Here is an 18,101-nt window from a genome sequence, read left to right as displayed (position 1 = left end):
GTCATGGCTCCTTAAGACTTGTTCGCCAGCTCGGCGGCTTTGTCGGCGCCGGCGTCCATGGTGTCGGCCTGGATCACCAGCGGGTGGTTGGCCTCGGCCAGGATGCGGCGGCCCTCTTCGACGTTGTTGCCGTCGAGACGCACCACGAGCGGTTTGTTGGCCTCGTCGCCGAGGATCTTCAGCGCGTTGACGATGCCGTTGGCGACGGCGTCACACGAGGTGATGCCGCCGAACACGTTCACGAACACGCTCTTGACCTGCTCGTCATTGAGGATGACGTCCAGACCCGCGGCCATCACCTCGGCCGAGGCGCCGCCGCCGATGTCGAGGAAGTTGGCCGGCTTCACGCCGCCGTGCTTCTCGCCGGCGTAGGCGGTGACGTCGAGCGTCGACATCACCAGGCCGGCGCCGTTGCCGATGATGCCCACCGAACCGTCGAGCTTGACGTAGTTGAGGTCGTGCTCCTTGGCCTTGAGCTCCAGCGGATCGGTCGCGTCGCGATCCTCGAACTCGGCATGCTCGGGATGGCGGAAGTCGGCGTTGCCGTCGAGCGTGACCTTGCCGTCGAGCGCCAGGATCTGATTGTCGGGGGTGCGCACCAGCGGGTTGACCTCGACCAGCGTGGCGTCCTCGGCGACGAAGACCTCCCAGAGCTTGGCGATCGTCACCGCGGCGGCGTCGAGCACCTCCTCGGGCAGGTGGCCCTTCTTGGCGATCTCGCGGGCGAACGCTTCGTCGACGCCTTTGGTCGCGTCGACGGGCACCCTGGCCAGCCGGTCCGGCTTGGTGGCGGCGACCTCTTCGATCTCCATACCGCCCTCGACCGAGCACATCGCCAGGTAGGTGCGGTTCGCGCGATCGAGAAGGAAGGAGATGTAGTACTCCTCGGCGATGTCGCTGGCCTCGGAGACCAGCAGCTTCTTGACGATGTGGCCCTTGATGTCGAGGCCGAGGATGTTCTGGGCGTGGGTGAACGCGTCGTCGGCGGTGGCTGCGTACTTCACGCCGCCCGCCTTACCGCGGCCGCCGGTTTTGACCTGCGCCTTGACCATCACCGGCTTGCCGATCTCCTCGGCGATCGCCTTGGCGTCCTCGGCGGTGTCGGTCACCCGACCGGGTGTGGTGGGCACGTTGTGCTTGGCGAAGAGCTCTTTCGCCTGGTATTCGAAGAGGTCCATTGGCTTGGGAACGTCCCTGTCTCTAGCGCGTCGAATTGCGGAGTTGTTGGGCCGAAGGCTCGGAGGAACTTTATCCACACGCTCTGAACGCGTTGGCACCGCCCACCGGTCATGTGGTAGATCTCACCGCCCTAACCCAGTGATACAAATCACAATCTCCCGCGGAATAGGCTCTCGGCTTGCAGCCGTCGTCGCGAGTTGGTTAACGTGCCTCTGGTCTCGATAACGCTTTGGTCACGACAGGCTTCTCGACAGGCATCCGAAACGTAAGGACACCCCAGGTTGGCTTCGCACCGTTCGTCCGGATCTCATCGCAGATCGTCGACGAACCGGCAAATCAGCCGCCGTGCAAGCGAATCCCCCGCCGAAGTCACCGACATCATTCCGTTCAACGAGTTCGGTGATCTCGAAGACGTCGACTTCCGCGAGAACAGCGCTTTCGACCGCGAAGCCCAGGTCATCCACGCTCCCGAACTCGACGACCTGACCGACACCGACAACCTCGTCCCGCTGCGTCTCGCCGTGCCCTCCGAGTTCCAGTCCGGACCCCGGCACGCGCGCCGCTCGCACGCCTACCGCGACAGCCACACCGACACCAGCGACGGCATGGACGCGACCGACGTCATCCGGATCGGCAGCCGCAAGCCTGCGCACCGCAAGCAGGAAGTGCCCGTCAAGGGCCGCCTGATGGTCGCCGCGATGGCCGTCGGCGCCACCGCCGCGGGCGCGTACTCGGTGGCCAATGCCGCGCACGAGAACTCCTCGGAGGCCGTCCTGGCCGTCGAGGGGTCCGCGATAGCCAACCCGCTCGGCGAGACGTCGGGCGGTATGCAGGTGGTCGCCGTGACGCCCGCCGCCAGTTCTGCGCTGCACACCGAGGAGATCCAGAAGGCGGCCGCGTTCGCCCAGGAGCGCGCCGAACGCGAAGCCCGGCTGCAGCGGCCGATGTTCGTGACGCCCACCACCGGCGTGTGGACGTCGGGCTTCGGCTACCGCTGGGGCGCGCTTCACGGCGGCATCGACATCGCGAACTCGATCGGCACGCCGGTGCTCGCCGCCTCCGACGGCGTGGTCATCTCGGCCGGTCCGTACGCCGGTTACGGCAACATGGTCAAGCTCCGGCATTCCGACGGCACCGTGACGCTCTACGGTCACCTCAGCTCGTGGTCGGTGGAGGTCGGTCAGCGGGTCTGGGCCGGTGACCAGATCGCCAAGATGGGCAACACCGGCAACTCGACCGGGCCGCACCTGCACTTCGAGGTGCACCTGAACGGCACCGACCGCGTCGACCCCGTGGGTTGGCTGGCCAAACGCGGCCTGTCTTTCGGCAACTAGTCTTACTGAGTGGCCGGCGACGACGACTCCGATCTGACACGTCAATCACCGTCGAGCGCGGAAACGGGCATCATCCGCCGCCACCCTTCCGGCGAGATTCCGACCGGCCAGGACCCCCAGACGAATATCATCCGCCGCCATCCGACCGGTGCGATCCCGGTCGCCGGCCCGCCCACGCAGATGGCGGACGGAGGCGCGACACAGATGTCCGACCGCCCCGCGCCGGAGACGAGTTACATCCCTCGGGCCCGGCCCGTGGCCGTGTCCCCGGCCGGATCGCCGCCGGCCAATCCGAAAACCGCGATCGCCACCGCGGTAACCAGCATCCTGACCGGCTGGGCAACCGCCGTCATCGCCACCGACCTGATCACCGGCTGGTGGCGCACCGATCAACTGTTCTGTGTCGCGGTCGGCTTCCTGACCGCGATCTCGGCGGCCGCTCTCATCGCCGGGCTGATCGGACTTCTGTTGCGCCGCTGGGTGAGCCGCCTCCTGGTCATGGTGGGGTCGATGGTGGCGCTGCTGATCTTCTCCAGCCTTTTCGTCGCCGGGGCCAAGCTGCCCGCCGTGGTGTACGCGATCCCGGTGCTGCCGCTGGCGAGTATCGTGCTCGCCGCGCTGCCGGCCACCGGACGCTGGGAACGCTCCGGTTAGAGCTTGGTGATCGGCGCGTGGTTGTGCATGAGCTTGACCCGACCGGAGCTGCCGAAATCGATCAGCGACATCGCCGACTCGCCCACGCCGCTCACCTCTTCCACGCGGCCCAGCCCGTACTTGTCGTGCGTGACCCGGTCGCCGGGCTCGAGCACCAGCAGTGGCCGCTTGCCCGTACCCGACCGCGTCGGCGACGGTCTCGGCGTGCCGAACCGGCCCGCCCCGCTCACGGGCGCGCTGAACGACGGTGTCGGATCGGTGCGCCGCCAGTCGATCAGGTGTTGCGGAATCTCCTTGAGGAAGCGTGATTCCGGGTTCAGCATCGGTTGGCCCCATGACGAACGGACCTTGGCTCGGCTGAGGTAGAGCCGCTGCCGGGCACGGGTGATGCCGACGTAGGCCAGCCGGCGCTCCTCGGACAGCTCGGCGGGGTCGCCCAGCGCCCGCATGTGCGGGAACATGCCGTCCTCCCACCCGGTCACGAAGACGACCGGGAACTCGAGGCCCTTGGCGGTGTGCAACGTCATCATCGTGACGACACCGGCGCCGTGCTCGGGAAGCTCGTCGGCGTCGGCTACCAGTGAGACCCGTTCCAGGAACTGAGCCAGCACGCCGGTGTCGGGGATGTCCTCGTCCAGCTGCTCGTCATCGGCGAGCGCCTGCGCGTTGGCCAGGTCGGTGCTGAATTCGTGTGCGACGCTGACCAACTCGTTGAGGTTGTCCAGCCGCGCGAGATCCTGCGGGTCGCTTGACGACTCGAGTTCGGCGCGGTAGCCGGTGCGGTCGAGTACGGCCTCGACCAGTTCGCCGAGTTCATCGTCGAGGCGGCCGCGCAGTTCGTCGAGCATCTCCACGAACGCCGAGATGCATTTCTCCGCACGGGTGTTGAGCATCGGCACCTTGCCCTCGGCGGCCGCCTGCAGGGCGTCGTTGAAGCTGCAGCCGGCGTTCTCGGCGTACACCGCGACGCAGGCTTCGGCGCGGTCGCCGATGCCGCGGCGCGGAGTGTTCAGGATCCGGCGCATGCTCACCGAGTCGCCGGGGTTGTCCAGCACCCGCAGGTACGCGACGATGTCGCGGATCTCCCGACGTTCGTAGAACCGTACGCCGCCAACGACTTTGTAGGGGATGCCCGCGCGGATGAACACCTCTTCGAGCGCACGCGAGGAGTTGTTGGTGCGATAGAACACCGCGACATCTGAATAACTGCCACCGCCGTCGACGAGCGCATCGATCTCCTGCGCGACGAATCGCGCCTCGTCGTGCTCGTTGTCGGCGACGTAGCCGACGATCAGCTCGCCCTCCCCCTCGTCGGTCCACAGGCGCTTCTCGCGTCGGCCGGCGTTGCGGGAGATGACCGCGTTCGCGGCGTTCAGTATGTTCTGGGTGGAACGGTAATTCTGTTCCAGCAGAATGGTTGTCGCATTCGGATAGTCGCGCTCGAAATCCTCGATGTTGCGGATCGTCGCGCCGCGGAACGCATAGATCGACTGGTCGGCATCGCCCACCACGCACAGTTCGGCCGGCGGCACGCCCGCTGGATCATCTTGCGAGGCCGCCGTCCCGACCAGTTCGCGCACCAGCACGTATTGGGCGTGGTTGGTGTCCTGGTACTCGTCGACGAGGATGTGCCGGAACCGACGCCGGTAGTACTGCGCGATCTGCGGGAAGGCCTGCAGCACGGCGACCGTCTCGCCGATCAGGTCGTCGAAGTCGAGCGCGTTGGCCGCGCGCAGGCGGCGCTGGTACTCGGCGTAGACATCGGCGATGATGCCGGGCAACTCCTCGCCCGCCTCCGAGGCCTCGGCGGCCGCCTGCTCCGGGCCGACCAACTCGTTCTTGTGGGTGGAGATGGCGTTGGACAACAGCCGCGGCGAGTACCGCTTGGTGTCGAGCCCCATGTCCTTGCCGATCATCAGCAGCAGGCGTCGCGAGTCGTCGGCGTCATAGATCGAGAAGTTCGAGTTCAGCCCTGGCAGCAGCGAGGCCTGGTTGCGCAAGATCCGCACGCAGGTGGAGTGGAACGTCGACACCCACATTGCACGGGCACGGGGCCCCACCAGGCCCACCACCCGCTCGCGCATCTCGGCAGCCGCCTTGTTGGTGAAGGTGATCGCCAGCACCTGCCCGACGCCCACGTCACGGGCGGCGAGCAGATAGGCGATCCGGCGGGTGAGCACAGCGGTCTTGCCGGAGCCGGCACCTGCGACGATGAGCAGCGGCGAGCCCTCGTGCAGGACGGCTTTACGCTGCTGCGGGTTGAGCCCCTCGAGCAGTTGGTCGGATTCGGTGGCCCCGTTCGGTGCGATCAAGTTGGGTGCGCTCATGTCGGTATCGAACTTACCGCTGTGCAGGGACACTCCCGCGGTCGAACCGCCGCACAGCTTTGCGCTGGCACAGCGTTTGGTGGCACACTTTGTCCCGTGCTCAGCAAACAATGCTTCATCTACGGGTGCCGATCCGCGGTGCCCGTGGTCTAGCGGCTTCTGCGAGAGTCTCCTGTGTGAGCCCGAGGACCGGACGAGGACGAGACCTGAACACACGACGAGGCGGTGAAACCCATGACGACCGGAACCGAGACTGTGCCCGATATCGATGACCTGCGCCGGGAGATCGACCGGCTGGACGCCGAAATTCTGGCGGCCGTGAAGCGCCGCACCGAGGTGTCCAAGATGATCGGTCAGGCTCGGATGGCCTCCGGTGGCACCCGCCTGGTGCACAGCCGCGAGATGAAGGTCATCGAGCGCTACAGCGAACTAGGCCCCGACGGCAAAGACCTCGCGATGCTGTTGCTGCGGTTGGGCCGCGGTCGCCTCGGCCACCAGTGACTTCGGTGCCCAGACAGTCGCTGAGCGACTGCTAGAGCACCGAAACCACCGCTTCAGCGCAGCGCGTCGGTCAGCCACGGCGTCAACCATTCCACCGCTTCGGGCGTGGGGTGCACACCGTCGCTGCGGATGCGGATGCCGTCGATCCAGTTGGTGTAGCCGCCGTTCGGGCCGAGCTTGCGGTTCAAATCGAGCACGGTGACGTTCGAGCGGTACTTGACGGCGCTGCGCAGCAACGCGTTCCAGTCGTCGACCCGGTCGGGATCGTCCTCCGGATACAGGCTGCCGTCGCGCTTCTCGGCGCGGCGGTTGTAGGGCTCGGTGGTGACGACGACGCGCGCGCCGGTCGAGGACAGGATGTCGAGCGCGCGGTTGAGTTCGGCGCGCAGATAGGCGTCGTACGTCGGCTCGCCGATGTGGGTCCACACGCCTTCGTTCATCCGGTCGACGACTTCCCATCGGCCCACGATCATCAGCACCACGTCGGGCCGGTCATGTTTGACCCGCTCCGTCCACCTGCTCGGCCACGAATCGCACGCGGGCTTCTGGTTCAGCGTCTGACCGACATAGCGGTACGGCCCGCCGCGCGCGATGCCGCATCCGATCGTCGTGTAGTCGGTGAATCTGAGCCCCGGTGTCTCCGGCAGGTAGCGCATCAACGTCCACGCCACCGAGTCGCCGAACACCGCCACGGTCCTGGTGTTCGGATCGCGGCTGGTGTGGCGCTGCACCTGGATCGGCACCTCCGGCGCGACCAGCGCCGCGGAGTCGATGCTCGGGTCCTCCATCGGCGGCCCGGTCGGCACGCCGACCGGCAACACGCTCATCGTGATCACCGCGGCGGTCGCCGCCGTCGCGCCGGCCAACGGCAGCATCGGCACGATCACCGGCCGCCAGCGCCGGATGGGCTGCTCGAGCAGCCACCACGACAGCGCCGCGACCGCCAGCGTCGCCGCACACCGCAGGCCGAACAACGACCAGCCGGACCATCCGGTGCGTTCGCCGTTGAGCGCCAGGAAGATCGGCCAGTGCCACAGGTAGACGCCGTAGGAGATCGCGCCAAGCCAGACCAGCGGCCGCCACGCCAGCACGCGCGCGACCGGCCCTTCCTGATCCATCGCCACCGCACCGATCACGCACGCGGCGGCGAGCGCGACGACGATCAGCAGGCCCTTGCGGAAATCGCCGGCGCTGCCGGTCGCCATATGCACCGCGAACCCCAGGACGACGACACCGACGACAGACACCGCGCGGGCGGCCCCGCGCAGCCACCGCGTCCTGATCACCGGCCCGGCGAGCGTCACCGTGGTCCAGTCCCGCACCAGCAGGGCCGCCGTCGCCGCGCCGACCAGCAGCGCCTGTGCGCGGGTGTCGGTGCCGAAGTAGATCCGGTTCAGCGTCCCGTCGTCGACGAAGACGATCGCCACCGCCGCCGAGGCGATCGCCCCCGCGCCGGCAACGCCCAGGACCGCCCATCGCAGATGGGTCGGGTCTCGACGACAGAAGACGAACGCGACGGCGATCAGCAGCAGCGGCCACAGCAGGTAGTACTGCTCCTCGACCCCCAGCGACCAGGTGTGCTGCAGCGGCGAGGGTGGCGCCCCCTGGGAGAAGTAGTCGGTGCGCTGGGCGACGAACGCCCAGTTGGCCACCCAGAAGAACGAGGCAACGGCGTCGTCGCGCAGGTTCGCGACCGCCTCCGTCGAGAAGAATTCCCGCGCCGCCACCACCGCGAGCACCATCACCAGCAGCGCGGGCAGGAGTCTGCGGGCGCGACGTATCCAGAAGTCGCGCAGCCGGATTCGCCCGGTGCGGGCGTGCTCGTCGAGCAGCAGCGAGGTGATCAGGAAGCCGCTGAGCACGAAGAACAGGTCGACGCCGAGGAAGCCGCCGTCAACGCCGGGGATGCCGCCGTGGTCAGCGAGCACGAGTGCGACGGCGACGGCGCGGATGCCGTCGAGGGCGGGGATCTCGCCACGCCGACGCGCACGCGAGGAGGGATGTACTGACAGCGGGCGGCGATCAGCGGGCGCGACGGAGCGACGCGCGTTCACTTGCGAAATCTTGCCCGTGCGAGCGGACCTGCCGCGGCAGGCGCGGCGGCGTGTCGACCTACTTCGTCAGTGCGATGTATTTCACCTCGAGGTACTCCTCGATGCCCTCGAAGCCGCCCTCGCGCCCGAAGCCCGACTCCTTGATGCCGCCGAACGGCGCCGCCGGGTCGGAGACGACGCCTCGGTTGATGCCGACGATGCCGGACTCAATACCTTCGGCGACGCGCAGCGCGCGGTCCAGCGACTGCGTGTAGATGTAAGCCGCGAGCCCGTACTCGGTGTCGTTGGCTGCGGCGACACCCTCATCCTCGGTGTCGAATCCGGTGATCGGCGCGACGGGCCCGAACACCTCCTCCTTGAGGATGCGGGCGTCGGCGGGCACGTCGGCCAGCACCGTGGCCGGGTAGAAATTGCCCGGCCCGCCGGGCGCAACCCCGCCGACGGCGACCTTCGCACCGCGCGACACCGCGTCGGAGACCAGGTCTTCGACCGTGGCGACCTGTTTGGCGTTGATCAACGGTCCGAGTGTGGCCGACTCGTCGACTCCCTTGCCGAGGGTGAACTCGCTCATCCGCTTGACCAGCTTTTCGGTGAACTCCTCGCGCACCGAGTTCGCGACGTGGAAGCGGTTGGCCGCGGTGCAGGCCTCCCCGCCGTTGCGCATCTTGGCCAGCACGGCGCCCTCGACGGCGGCGTCGACGTCGGCGTCGTCGAACACCACGAACGGGGCGTTGCCGCCCAGCTCCATCGACGTGCGCAGCAGCTTGTCGGCCGACTGTTTGACCAGCGCCTTGCCGACGCCGGTGGAACCGGTGAAGGTCAGCTTGCGCAGCCGGCCGTCGTCGATCAGCGCGGCGGTGACGTCGCCGGGGTTCTTCGTCGGCAGAACCGAGAGCACCCCCTTGGGCAGGCCGGCCTCGTCCATCAGCTTGGCCAGCAGCAGCATGGTCAGCGGCGTTTCCTGCGCGGGCTTGACGATCATCGTGCACCCGGCGGCGAACGCGGGCCCGATCTTGCGGGTGCCCATCGCCAGCGGGAAGTTCCACGGCGTGATCGCGTAGCACGGGCCGACCGGTTGTTTGGTGACCAGGACGCGTCCGCTGCCCGCGGGGCTGGGCGTGTAGCGGCCCGCGATGCGCACTGCCTCCTCGGCGAACCAGCGGAAGAACTCGGCGCCGTAGGTGACCTCGCCCATGCTCTCGCGCAGCACCTTGCCCATCTCCAGGGTCATCAGCGTGGCGATGTCCTCGGCGCGTTCGGTGATCTTCTCGAACACCGCGCGCAGAATCTCACCGCGTTCGCGCGGAGCGGTGGCCGCCCACTCGGCCTGCACAGCGCAGGCGGCGTCGAGCGCGGCAATCGCATCATCGGCGGTGGCGTTGGCGACGGAGGTGATCACCGAGTCGTCGGATGGGTCGAGCACATCGAAGGTGGACGAGCCGTCGCGTTCCTCACCGCCGATCCACAGTCCGGTGGGCACTGACGACAACAGCTTCGCGGTATCCATAACTCTTCTGTACACCTTTGGTCTTTTCGCCGCACTAGGGTCATGTTCATGAATGCCGACCCCGACCAGATACCCGATATCACCTCGACTCCGGCGTGGCAGGCGTTGCAGCGGCATCACGACGAGATCGGCGCGAAACACCTGCGCGAGTTGTTCGCCGAGGATCCGGCCCGCGGCACCGAGTTGGCGACGATGGTCGGCGACCTCTACATCGACTACAGCAAGCACCGGGTCATCCGCGAGACGCTGGACCTGCTGGTGGATTTGGCCCGCGCCGCCCGACTGGAACAGAAACGTGACGCCATGTTCTCCGGCGCGCACATCAACACCTCCGAGGACCGCGCCGTCCTGCATACGGCCTTGCGGTTGCCGCGCGGTGCCGACCTGGTGGTCGACGGGCAGAATGTCGTCGCCGACGTGCACGAGGTGCTCGACAAGATGGGCGACTTCACCGACCGGTTGCGCAGCGGCGAGTGGACCGGCGCGACGGGCGAGGCCATCAAAACCGTCGTCAACATCGGCATCGGCGGGTCGGACCTCGGACCGGCGATGGCCACCCTGGCGTTGCGGCACTACGCCGACGCCGGCATCTCGGCGCGGTTCGTCTCCAACGTCGACCCGGCGGACCTGGTGGCCAAGCTCGATGGACTCGACCCTGCCACAACGCTTTTCATCGTCGCGTCGAAGACGTTTTCGACGCTCGAGACGTTGACCAACGCGACGGCGGCGCGCCGGTGGCTGACCGATGCACTCGGCGATGCCGCGGTGTCGCGGCACTTCGTGGCGGTCTCGACGAACAAGAAACTGGTCGACGATTTCGGCATCAACACCGAGAACATGTTCGGGTTCTGGGACTGGGTCGGCGGACGGTATTCGGTCGACAGCGCAATCGGTTTGAGCGTCATGGCCGTGATCGGCCGCGAGCGGTTCGCCGAGTTCCTGTCCGGCTTCCACATCGTCGACGAGCACTTCCGCACGGCGCCGCTGGAATCGAATGCGCCGGTGCTGCTGGGGCTGATCGGGCTCTGGTACAACGAGTTCTTCGGTGCGGAAACCCGTGCGGTGCTGCCCTATTCGAACGATCTCGCCCGCTTCGCCGCTTATCTGCAGCAGCTGACGATGGAGTCGAACGGCAAGTCGGTGCGCGCCGACGGTACGCCGGTCACCACGAGCACCGGTGAGATCTTCTGGGGCGAGCCGGGTACCAACGGCCAGCACGCGTTTTATCAACTGCTGCATCAGGGCACGCGTCTGGTGCCGGCCGACTTCATCGCGTTCTCTCAACCGACCGACGACCTGCCGACCGCAGATGGCAAGGGCAGCATGCACGACCTGTTGATGAGCAACTTCTTCGCGCAGACGCAGGTGCTCGCGTTCGGCAAGACCGCCGAGGAGATCGCCGCAGAAGGCACGCCGCCGAATGTGGTGCCGCACAAGGTGATGCCGGGCAACCGGCCCAGCACGTCGATCCTCGCGACCCAGCTGACCCCGTCGGCGCTCGGACAGTTGATCGCACTGTACGAGCACCAGGTGTTCACCGAGGGAGTCATCTGGGGTATCGACTCGTTCGATCAGTGGGGTGTCGAACTCGGTAAGACGCAGGCCAAGGCGCTGCTTCCGGTCATCACCGCCGACGGCTCTCCCGCCGAACAGTCGGACTCCTCCACCGACGCGTTGGTGCGCAGATACCGCAGCGAGCGCGGCCGATCCGCCTGACTCAGCGTGCGGCGCGAGCCTTCACGAACGAGCGCACACCGACGATCAGGTACACCAGCAGCAGAACGAACATGATGGTGCTGGTGATGACGGCCGCGGGTCGCTCGGCCGTGCCCGCGAACACATCGCCGAGACCGAACACGTTGCGTAGCGCACCGAGCGCGGCGAGCAGCGCGATCGCCAGGGCCGCGTGCGTCGCGTGCTGGCGCGCGCGGTCGGAGCGACGCCCGATGAGCGCGGCGATGAGCAGCAGGACGCCGACGAATGCCGGAATCAGCGCGGTGATGCTGACCGCGCCGCTGGCGATGTACGCGATCACCCCTGTCGCGACGAGCAGTCCTCCGGTCCAGGTGGTCAGGGCGAGCATCGGGATCCTTTCTACGGCTTATCGCCGACGACTCTACCCACGCAGCGAATCTCAGCGCGGCTCAGGCGTCGGGGTCCGGCCGGGTCCAGCCCAGGATCATCGCCGGCGCGCAACCGCCGAACACCAGGACGGCCAACGACATCAGCGCGCCCGAATAGGCCACGTCGGCGTCGGTGTCCTGCAGATAGATCGACGCGACGAGCAGGTAGCCGATCGGGATCAGCATCAGGTACTGGGTGATCGTCAGACCGACCGAGCGGGCGCTGTTGCGCTGCTGCACTTCGTACTCGTCGAGGGCCGCCTCCGGGGCGTCGCCCTGCCTGCCGGACACGATCTGCAGCATCGTCCACAGCGGGAGGAAGACGATGCACGCCCCCAGCCATAGCACGGGCGCCCACCGCAGTCCGAATGCGCTCAAGACGCTCACCACGAACAAGGACGCGAACGTGATGGCCAATCCCACGACGAGAATCCGGCGGCGGGACTGCGTGCGCCACCCGGGAAGCAAATTCGCGTACGTGCGCTCTCGCTTGAGAAACCGCCGGGTGCGCGATTCCTGGTAGCGGTCGAGCAACGTCGGGTCAGCCTGCCGGGTCGACGGGGACATCTCGGTCTCCTCCTTGCGATCGGGTACTCGTGCGGTAGAGCTCGGTGGACAACGGGGTGAACTCCGTTCGGGAGAACACGGCCTCGACGGGGAGACCGAAGACATCGCAGATCCGGAATGCCAGGTCCAGGCTCGGATAGTGGTCGCCACGTTCGAGCGCGCCGACCGTCTGCGGGTTCACGTCGATCAGCGCCGCGAGCTCGGCACGGGTCATACGACGCTCCGCGCGTAGGACACCGATTCGATTGTGGATGGGGAGCGTTTTACCCCTTCTCACCGGACTCACACAACATAGTGTTGGGAAAACACAACAAAAAGTCAAGCGTTTAGGACGCGGCACCGCAGCGGTGGTGCGAATTCATACGTGACACGCCGTCGGCGGCGGAGTAATCCGCACGTTCGGCGTCGACGCCGTGCCTCCACGGAAAAAGCGACGCGGCGCACGCTCAGCGAGGAGCGTGCGCCGCGTGGCCGGGCGCTGGATCGAGCTGCTAGTGGTTACGGGGCGGGGATGTTGATGCAGCCGACGTTCGGCAGGCAACCGCTCGCGCCACCGGGGCCGGCAGTCCCACCGGGTCCGTTCGGAGCCAGCGACCCGCTTGCACCGCCGGGTCCGGCCGTACCGCCGGGGCCACCGGGGATCACACCCGAGGCGCCGCCACCGTCAGCGGTGCCTTGGGGACCACCGGGGACGTTCACCTCCGCACCGCCACCGGGAGAGGCGTCGATGTTGCCGGTCACGGCGCACGGGGTGCCGTCGGCATTCAGACACGGAGGAGGTGCCGGCTGCGCACCGGCCACCGGCGCGACGGCGATCGCAACTGCCGCGGCGCCCGAGAACAACAGGGGCATCATCTTCGTCAGTTTTACGTTCATGTTCTGAGGGCTACCACGTCAGCGGATTACTAAAACCTTCAAACTTTCTCCGCCGGATGAGGCTCCGGTCACAGCCTGCCGACCTGCTTGAGTCCGGAAACGGTGTCCGCCAGCGTTTCCTGTGGATCGCGGTACGAGATTTCGAGTTCGGTTTCGCTGGGCGAATCGTCAGAGGCCGGCATCTGCGTGTAGTACTGCATCGCCGCTGCGGTGACCGGCGCGTCGAAGGGCAGCAACGGGCCAACCACGTCGACCACCCTCCCGATGTTGCGCAACACCGTATCCGGCACGGGGTACACCCGCAGCGACTTGTTCGCCGCCTTTCCGATCATCGACGCCAAGTCGGCGATCGGAACTCGCTTGCCGCCGGCCATGTATCGGCGTGGCCCCTTGCCGGGTTCGAGCAGCGCCGCGTGCAACGCAGCCAGGTCTCGAACGTCGACCACGATCCATGCGGCGCCGCGGCCCGGCACCCCGCGCATCTGGACCGCGGCTAAAACACCTTCTGCCGCTTCACCGAATTGGTCACCCGCGGGCGGCCCCAGCACCATGCCCGGGTACGTGATGCTCACCGGCGCACCCGCATCCTGTAGGCCTCGCGCGTACTTCTCCACCTCCGCCTTGGACTTCCCGTAGCCGTCAGTCCCTCCCACGACTGGAAGGTCGGCGTGCAGCACACTGCGATCCGGGTCGAACAGTGCCGTGAAGCTGGAGACGTGGATGATCGGGTCGAGGCCACGCTCGGCAGCCCCACCGAGCACGTTGTGGGCGCCGTCGAGGTTGGTCCGCAGCATCTTGTCGGCCTGCCGGGGATCGACTGAAACCATTGCCGCGGAGTGGATTACGGCATCACAGCCGTCCATAGCCGCGGCCGTCGACTCAGCGTCGGCGATGTCGCCGACGGCGTAGTCGTCGGTCGCGACACCGATCTGCGCGGCGCTCGTCTTCAACCGTGCCGGATCGCGGACCAGAAATCTCACCTGATGGCCCGCTTCGGCCACGGCCTTCGCCGTCCACGCCCCGACAAAACCGGTACCCCCGGTCACCAGCACCCTCATAAAAACCTCCTCTAGGAACTAGCGCTGCGGGTTCCCCCAAGCGCCAGCCTCTACACGGAGGCCTACGCGAACGGCTTCGTCAGCCGCGGCGGCAGCACCCGCAGCACGCGAACCAGCGGGGCCCACGGCCACCACGGAACAGCCGCGCGCCCACTTTCGCGTTCGATCACGGCGACCATTGCCCGGACACCGGTTTCGTTGTCCACCATCAACGTCGTCGACTCGGATCTGGCCGTCATCTCGGACTCGATGTAACCCGGCTCGAGCACCGTGACCTTGATGGGCCCGCGCGCATACTCCGCGCGCAGGGACTCCCCGAGTGACGACACGCCGGCCTTGCTGGCGGCGTAGGCGGCCTTGACGCCGGGCACGCCCTTGTTACCGAGAACCGATGAAACCAGTACCAGGTGTCCGCCGCCGGCCTTCTTGAACATCTCCAGTGCGGTCTCGATCTGAACAAGCGCCGCAACGAGATTCGTTTCCATGGTGGCCTTGTTCGCCCACAGTTTGCCCGAGCCCAGCGGCGCACCCTTGCCGACACCGGCATTGACGATGACGCGGTCGATCCCGCCGAGTTCGTTGCAGAGCTCGGCGAACACCTTCGGGACCTGCTCGTGATCGTTGACGTCGAGCGCGGCCACAGCGACGTTGATCCCGCGATGCCGCGCGAGCAGCTCGGCCTTGAGCTCATCGAGTCGGTCGACGCGCCGGGCACACAACGCCAGGTCACGACCCTTCGCGGCGAAGGCGCGGGCCATCCCGGCGCCCAGCCCCGAGCTAGCGCCGGTGATCAGGATCTTCTGCCGAGTCACCCCGACAGACTAGGCGAGGCGATCGCCGTCAGAATGGCCACATGGTTCTCCTGCGGACAGTGACATTCCTGCTCGCCGCGCTCTGCGTCGCGCTCTCCCCGACGGTCGCCGCCGCCCAACCGGCTTCTGACCTGTACCGGCTTGTCGATACGGCCGCGCAGCGCCTGGCCACGGCCGACGCGGTCGCAGCCGCCAAGTGGATCAACGGCGGGCCGATCACGGACGCACAGCGCGCCGATGCGGTTCTGGATGCGGTGGCCGCCGACGCCTCTGCGCGCGGCATCGACCCGGGGTACGTGCGCGCGATCTTCGCCGACCAGATCGACGCCACCGAGGGCGTCCAGTACACCCGTTTCGGCCAGTGGAAGTTCGACCCGGCCACCGCGCCTCGCACCGCGCCGGACCTCTCCGAGACACGTTCGCAGATCGACGAATTCAACAAAGCGATGGTCGACCAGATTGCGCTGCAGTGGAATTCGTTGCAGAGTCCGCACTGCGCAGCCATGCGGGAGGATGCGACAGCCGCCGTCGCCGACGCCCGCCGGCTGGACCCGCTCTACCGGCACGCGTTGTCGGCGGCCACCCGATCGTACTGTCGCGCCAACTGAACCGACGTAGGATGAGCGCATCGACGAACCCCGGAAACGACCCCGCCAGAACCGGTCCCGAGACACCGTGGAGGTGCTGCTCGAGGCCGCGGCTCAGGTTTTCAATCGCGAAGGCCTGAAGGCGACGACGAACCGCATCGCCGATCGCGCCGGCGTGTCGATCGGCAGCCTCTACCAGTACTTCCCGAACAAGGAGGCGTTGATCCGGGCGTTGGCCGAACGCCACGTCAACGAGGCTCGAGCGCGCATGGATGCGGTCTTCAAGCGCCTGCGTGACGAGGAGCCGCCGTTCGAGGAGTCGATGCGCATGATTCTCGAGGCGGTCGTCGACCTGCACCGCGACCGTCCGGGTCTGCACCGGCTCATGCACCGCCTCGGACCGCGCCTGCCGTCCGACCTCGACGCGCTGGGGTCGTTCGAGGACGACATCTCCGGCGAGGTGGCTTACCTCCTGGGCCGGTGTGGCCGCGGCGGCGATGACGCGGAACTGACCGCCCGGACCGTGGTTCACATGGTCGACGCACACCTTCACCGGGTGATGACCGGCCGCGACATGGACGTCGAGCAACTGGTGGCGCTGGTGGACCGGCTGGCGCCGCCGTCTTAGCGCCCTCTGTCCGCCGAACCGGACAACACGTCGTCGCGAACCGCGCGTAGCGTCGCCACCATCTGGGTGAGGCCGGGTTCCTCGATCGGGTAGTGTCCGCAGTTCTCGAGCAGCACAAGCGATGTCGGCGCGGCGATGCGGTCCAGGAACCGGGTGCTCAGTTGCGGCGGAGTCCAGCGGTCCGCCGCCGGATGCACCAGGGTGACCGGTGCCGCGCGGAATGCCTCGGGTACCGCGTGCCGGAAGTTCAACCAGCTACTGAGGAATCCGAGCGGGACCCGCACGCCGCCGCCTTTGGGGTCGGTGACACACAGCCGGGTCAACTCCGGGTCGTGGCTCATGTTGTTCATGTCGACCAGCCACCGGATCGGCACCCGGATGCGGCCGAACAACGGGTCGACCGCCTTCATCAACGCCGGCGCGATGGGCCCGATCGCCGAGGTGCGCGCAGCCGCCCGTCGTGCGTCGGGGTCGGCGGGATCGAGCAGACAGGTCGCCACGACGTGCGCGACTTCGCCTGTGCGCGCAGCCACCTCGTAGGCCATCATCCCGCCCATGCTGGCGCCCAACAGGACGAGCGGTCGCCGATCGTCGGCGCGTTCGGCGGTGACGAGATCGGCGAGCATGTCCAGCCAGTCCGGATAGCGGACCGACCCTGGATCAGGCTCGACGGTGTCGCCGTAGAGCGGCATGTCCGGCGCGAGCACTTCGACCCCCTCCCGTGCGGCGGCCGCCGCGATCGGCCACAGCGCGCCCGAGTAACCGCCACCGCCATGAACGACCATCAGTCGCATCGCGGCGTCCGGTGCGCTCGCGCGCGCGACGTGGATTCTGCGGCCGCGCCAGGTCCACCAGGTCGACGTCGGGTCGATCGGTGGGTCGGGGCGGTGGCGGGCGGGGATGAACGATGCGTATCGGGCGTATTCCATGCCTATCAGCGTCAGCCGACGATCACCGGCTGACAACTCGCGTTAGCGGACCGCGCTGCCTGCAGCGACGCGCGGCTGCTCACATTTACTTGAGCAGCCGCGACAGTCGCCGGTCGGCGAGCACCTTGCCACCGGTCTGACAGGTCGGGCAGTACTGGAAAGACTTGTCGGCGAACGACACTTCGCGCACGGTGTCCCCGCACACCGGGCACGGCAGGCCGGTTCTGGCGTGCACCCGCAGCCCGGAGCGCTTCTCCCCCTTGAGCGTCGCGGCCTGCTGTCCGACCGAGCGAGTCACCGCATCGGAGAGCACACCGATCATCGCGTCGTGCAACGCCGACAGTTGCGCGTCGGTCAACTTGGCCGCCGTCGCGAAGGGCGAGATCCGCGCGACGTGCAGGATCTCGTCGCTGTAGGCGTTGCCGATACCGGCGATCACCTTCTGGTCGGTGATCACCGTCTTGATCCGACCGCTGTTGCCCGCGAGCAGGCTTGCGAGGTCGTCGGGCCCGATCGACAGGGCGTCGGGCCCCAGCGTGGCGATGCCGGGCACCTTGGTCGGATCGTCGACGACCCACACCGCGAGCCGCTTCTGGGTCCCGGCCTCGGTGAGGTCGAAGCCTGCCCCTTCGCCCGGAGTCCCGAGGTGCACGCGCAGCGCGATCGGCCCCTTGCCCGGCTTCAGCGGCGCTGCGGCCAGCTTGTCCGACCACCGCAACCACCCGGCGCGCGACAGGTGGGTGATCAGGTGCAGGTCGCCGACTTGCAGCCCGAGGTATTTGCCCCACCGGTTGGCGTCTGTGACGGTCTGACCGTGCAGCGCCGTGATCGGCGGGTCGAAGGTCTTGAGCACCGAAAACGCCGAGACGTCGATGCGCGCCACCGTGCGGCCGACGGCATGGCGGCGCAGGTGGTCGGCGAGTGCTTCGACTTCGGGGAGTTCGGGCATGGTTCCAGTGTGCCGG

18 protein-coding genes are annotated in these 18,101 nt (G+C 67.5%); 6 read left to right on the top strand and 12 right to left on the bottom strand.

What is annotated here, in order from left to right; genetic code table 11:
• Positions 1 to 11: 11 nt before the first annotated feature.
• Positions 12 to 1,178: an ADP-forming succinate--CoA ligase subunit beta gene (gene sucC, locus RMCN_RS26410; protein ID WP_067395584.1), complete on the bottom strand. Its 1,167-nt coding sequence runs from the start codon at positions 1,176 to 1,178 to the stop codon at positions 12 to 14.
• Between the two features lie 282 nt (positions 1,179 to 1,460).
• Here sucC and RMCN_RS26405 point away from each other — a divergent pair, with 282 nt between their 5' ends.
• Positions 1,461 to 2,513 carry a M23 family metallopeptidase gene (locus tag RMCN_RS26405; protein WP_067395582.1) on the top strand — a complete coding sequence of 351 codons (1,053 nt, stop codon included), beginning with the start codon at positions 1,461 to 1,463 and terminating at the stop codon, positions 2,511 to 2,513.
• A gap of 9 nt (positions 2,514 to 2,522) precedes the next feature.
• The gene (locus RMCN_RS26400) at positions 2,523 to 3,167 is read left to right on the top strand and encodes a hypothetical protein (protein WP_231744747.1); all 645 of its coding nucleotides are present in this window, start codon (positions 2,523 to 2,525) and stop codon (positions 3,165 to 3,167) included.
• Here the strand turns inward: RMCN_RS26400 and pcrA are convergent.
• Positions 3,164 to 5,494, bottom strand: a complete 2,331-nt coding sequence (gene pcrA, locus RMCN_RS26395; RefSeq protein WP_067395634.1) for a DNA helicase PcrA — start codon at positions 5,492 to 5,494, stop codon at positions 3,164 to 3,166. The genes RMCN_RS26400 and pcrA overlap by 4 nt on opposite strands.
• Before the next feature lie 234 nt (positions 5,495 to 5,728).
• Here pcrA and RMCN_RS26390 point away from each other — a divergent pair, with 234 nt between their 5' ends.
• Positions 5,729 to 5,995 (top strand): chorismate mutase, encoded by a 267-nt coding sequence (locus tag RMCN_RS26390; protein ID WP_064350728.1) that lies wholly within the window; start codon positions 5,729 to 5,731, stop codon positions 5,993 to 5,995.
• A gap of 53 nt (positions 5,996 to 6,048) precedes the next feature.
• Here the strand turns inward: RMCN_RS26390 and RMCN_RS26385 are convergent, their stop codons facing one another.
• Both RMCN_RS26385 and RMCN_RS26380 read right to left on the bottom strand, forming a co-directional pair.
• Positions 6,049 to 8,049 carry an acyltransferase family protein gene (locus tag RMCN_RS26385; RefSeq protein ID WP_409366075.1) on the bottom strand — a complete coding sequence of 667 codons (2,001 nt, stop codon included), beginning with the start codon at positions 8,047 to 8,049 and terminating at the stop codon, positions 6,049 to 6,051.
• 58 nt (positions 8,050 to 8,107) lie between these two features.
• Positions 8,108 to 9,556 carry an NAD-dependent succinate-semialdehyde dehydrogenase gene (locus RMCN_RS26380; RefSeq protein ID WP_067395579.1) on the bottom strand — a complete coding sequence of 483 codons (1,449 nt, stop codon included), beginning with the start codon at positions 9,554 to 9,556 and terminating at the stop codon, positions 8,108 to 8,110.
• A gap of 48 nt (positions 9,557 to 9,604) precedes the next feature.
• Here RMCN_RS26380 and pgi point away from each other — a divergent pair, with 48 nt between their 5' ends.
• Positions 9,605 to 11,272, top strand: coding sequence for a glucose-6-phosphate isomerase (pgi, locus tag RMCN_RS26375; protein WP_067395629.1), 1,668 nt, complete (start codon positions 9,605 to 9,607; stop codon positions 11,270 to 11,272).
• A gap of 1 nt (position 11,273) precedes the next feature.
• Here the strand turns inward: pgi and RMCN_RS26370 are convergent, their stop codons facing one another.
• The 6 genes from RMCN_RS26370 to RMCN_RS26345 all read right to left on the bottom strand — a co-directional run bounded on the left by RMCN_RS26370 (position 11,274) and on the right by RMCN_RS26345 (position 14,992).
• On the bottom strand, positions 11,274 to 11,639 hold the full coding sequence (locus RMCN_RS26370) for a hypothetical protein (RefSeq protein ID WP_064350617.1): 366 nt from the start codon (positions 11,637 to 11,639) through the stop codon (positions 11,274 to 11,276).
• 61 nt (positions 11,640 to 11,700) lie between these two features.
• Complete coding sequence (locus RMCN_RS26365; RefSeq protein WP_067395577.1) at positions 11,701 to 12,246, bottom strand: hypothetical protein; 546 nt, start codon at positions 12,244 to 12,246, stop codon at positions 11,701 to 11,703.
• Entirely contained in the window at positions 12,221 to 12,532 is a 312-nt protein-coding gene (locus RMCN_RS26360; RefSeq protein ID WP_064412135.1) for a helix-turn-helix transcriptional regulator, read from the bottom strand. The genes RMCN_RS26365 and RMCN_RS26360 overlap by 26 nt, the downstream gene beginning before the upstream one ends.
• 212 nt (positions 12,533 to 12,744) lie before the next feature.
• The gene (locus RMCN_RS26355; protein ID WP_067395574.1) at positions 12,745 to 13,122 is read right to left on the bottom strand and encodes a hypothetical protein; all 378 of its coding nucleotides are present in this window, start codon (positions 13,120 to 13,122) and stop codon (positions 12,745 to 12,747) included.
• A 68-nt stretch (positions 13,123 to 13,190) separates the two neighbouring features.
• A complete protein-coding gene (locus RMCN_RS26350; RefSeq protein WP_067395571.1) occupies positions 13,191 to 14,180 on the bottom strand; it encodes an SDR family NAD(P)-dependent oxidoreductase in 990 nt (329 codons plus the stop codon).
• Positions 14,181 to 14,242: 62 nt separating this feature from the next.
• The gene (locus RMCN_RS26345) at positions 14,243 to 14,992 is read right to left on the bottom strand and encodes an SDR family oxidoreductase (RefSeq protein ID WP_067395568.1); all 750 of its coding nucleotides are present in this window, start codon (positions 14,990 to 14,992) and stop codon (positions 14,243 to 14,245) included.
• Positions 14,993 to 15,033: 41 nt separating this feature from the next.
• Here RMCN_RS26345 and RMCN_RS26340 point away from each other — a divergent pair, with 41 nt between their 5' ends.
• Both RMCN_RS26340 and RMCN_RS26335 read left to right on the top strand, forming a co-directional pair.
• Positions 15,034 to 15,600, top strand: coding sequence for a chorismate mutase (locus tag RMCN_RS26340; RefSeq protein WP_067395565.1), 567 nt, complete (start codon positions 15,034 to 15,036; stop codon positions 15,598 to 15,600).
• Between the two features lie 67 nt (positions 15,601 to 15,667).
• Positions 15,668 to 16,207, top strand: a complete 540-nt coding sequence (locus RMCN_RS26335) for a TetR/AcrR family transcriptional regulator (RefSeq protein WP_084377772.1) — start codon at positions 15,668 to 15,670, stop codon at positions 16,205 to 16,207.
• Here the strand turns inward: RMCN_RS26335 and RMCN_RS26330 are convergent.
• Both RMCN_RS26330 and RMCN_RS26325 read right to left on the bottom strand, forming a co-directional pair.
• Positions 16,204 to 17,136: an alpha/beta hydrolase gene (locus RMCN_RS26330; RefSeq protein WP_067395559.1), complete on the bottom strand. Its 933-nt coding sequence runs from the start codon at positions 17,134 to 17,136 to the stop codon at positions 16,204 to 16,206. The two genes, RMCN_RS26335 and RMCN_RS26330, sit on opposite strands and share 4 nt — an antisense overlap.
• A gap of 85 nt (positions 17,137 to 17,221) precedes the next feature.
• A complete protein-coding gene (locus RMCN_RS26325; RefSeq protein WP_064412141.1) occupies positions 17,222 to 18,085 on the bottom strand; it encodes an Fpg/Nei family DNA glycosylase in 864 nt (287 codons plus the stop codon).
• Positions 18,086 to 18,101 lie beyond the last annotated feature (16 nt).

This window comes from Mycolicibacterium novocastrense, assembly GCF_001570485.1.
Taxonomy (GTDB): Bacteria; Actinomycetota; Actinomycetes; order Mycobacteriales; family Mycobacteriaceae; genus Mycobacterium; species Mycobacterium novocastrense.
This window is presented reverse-complemented; position numbering and strand designations above follow the sequence as displayed.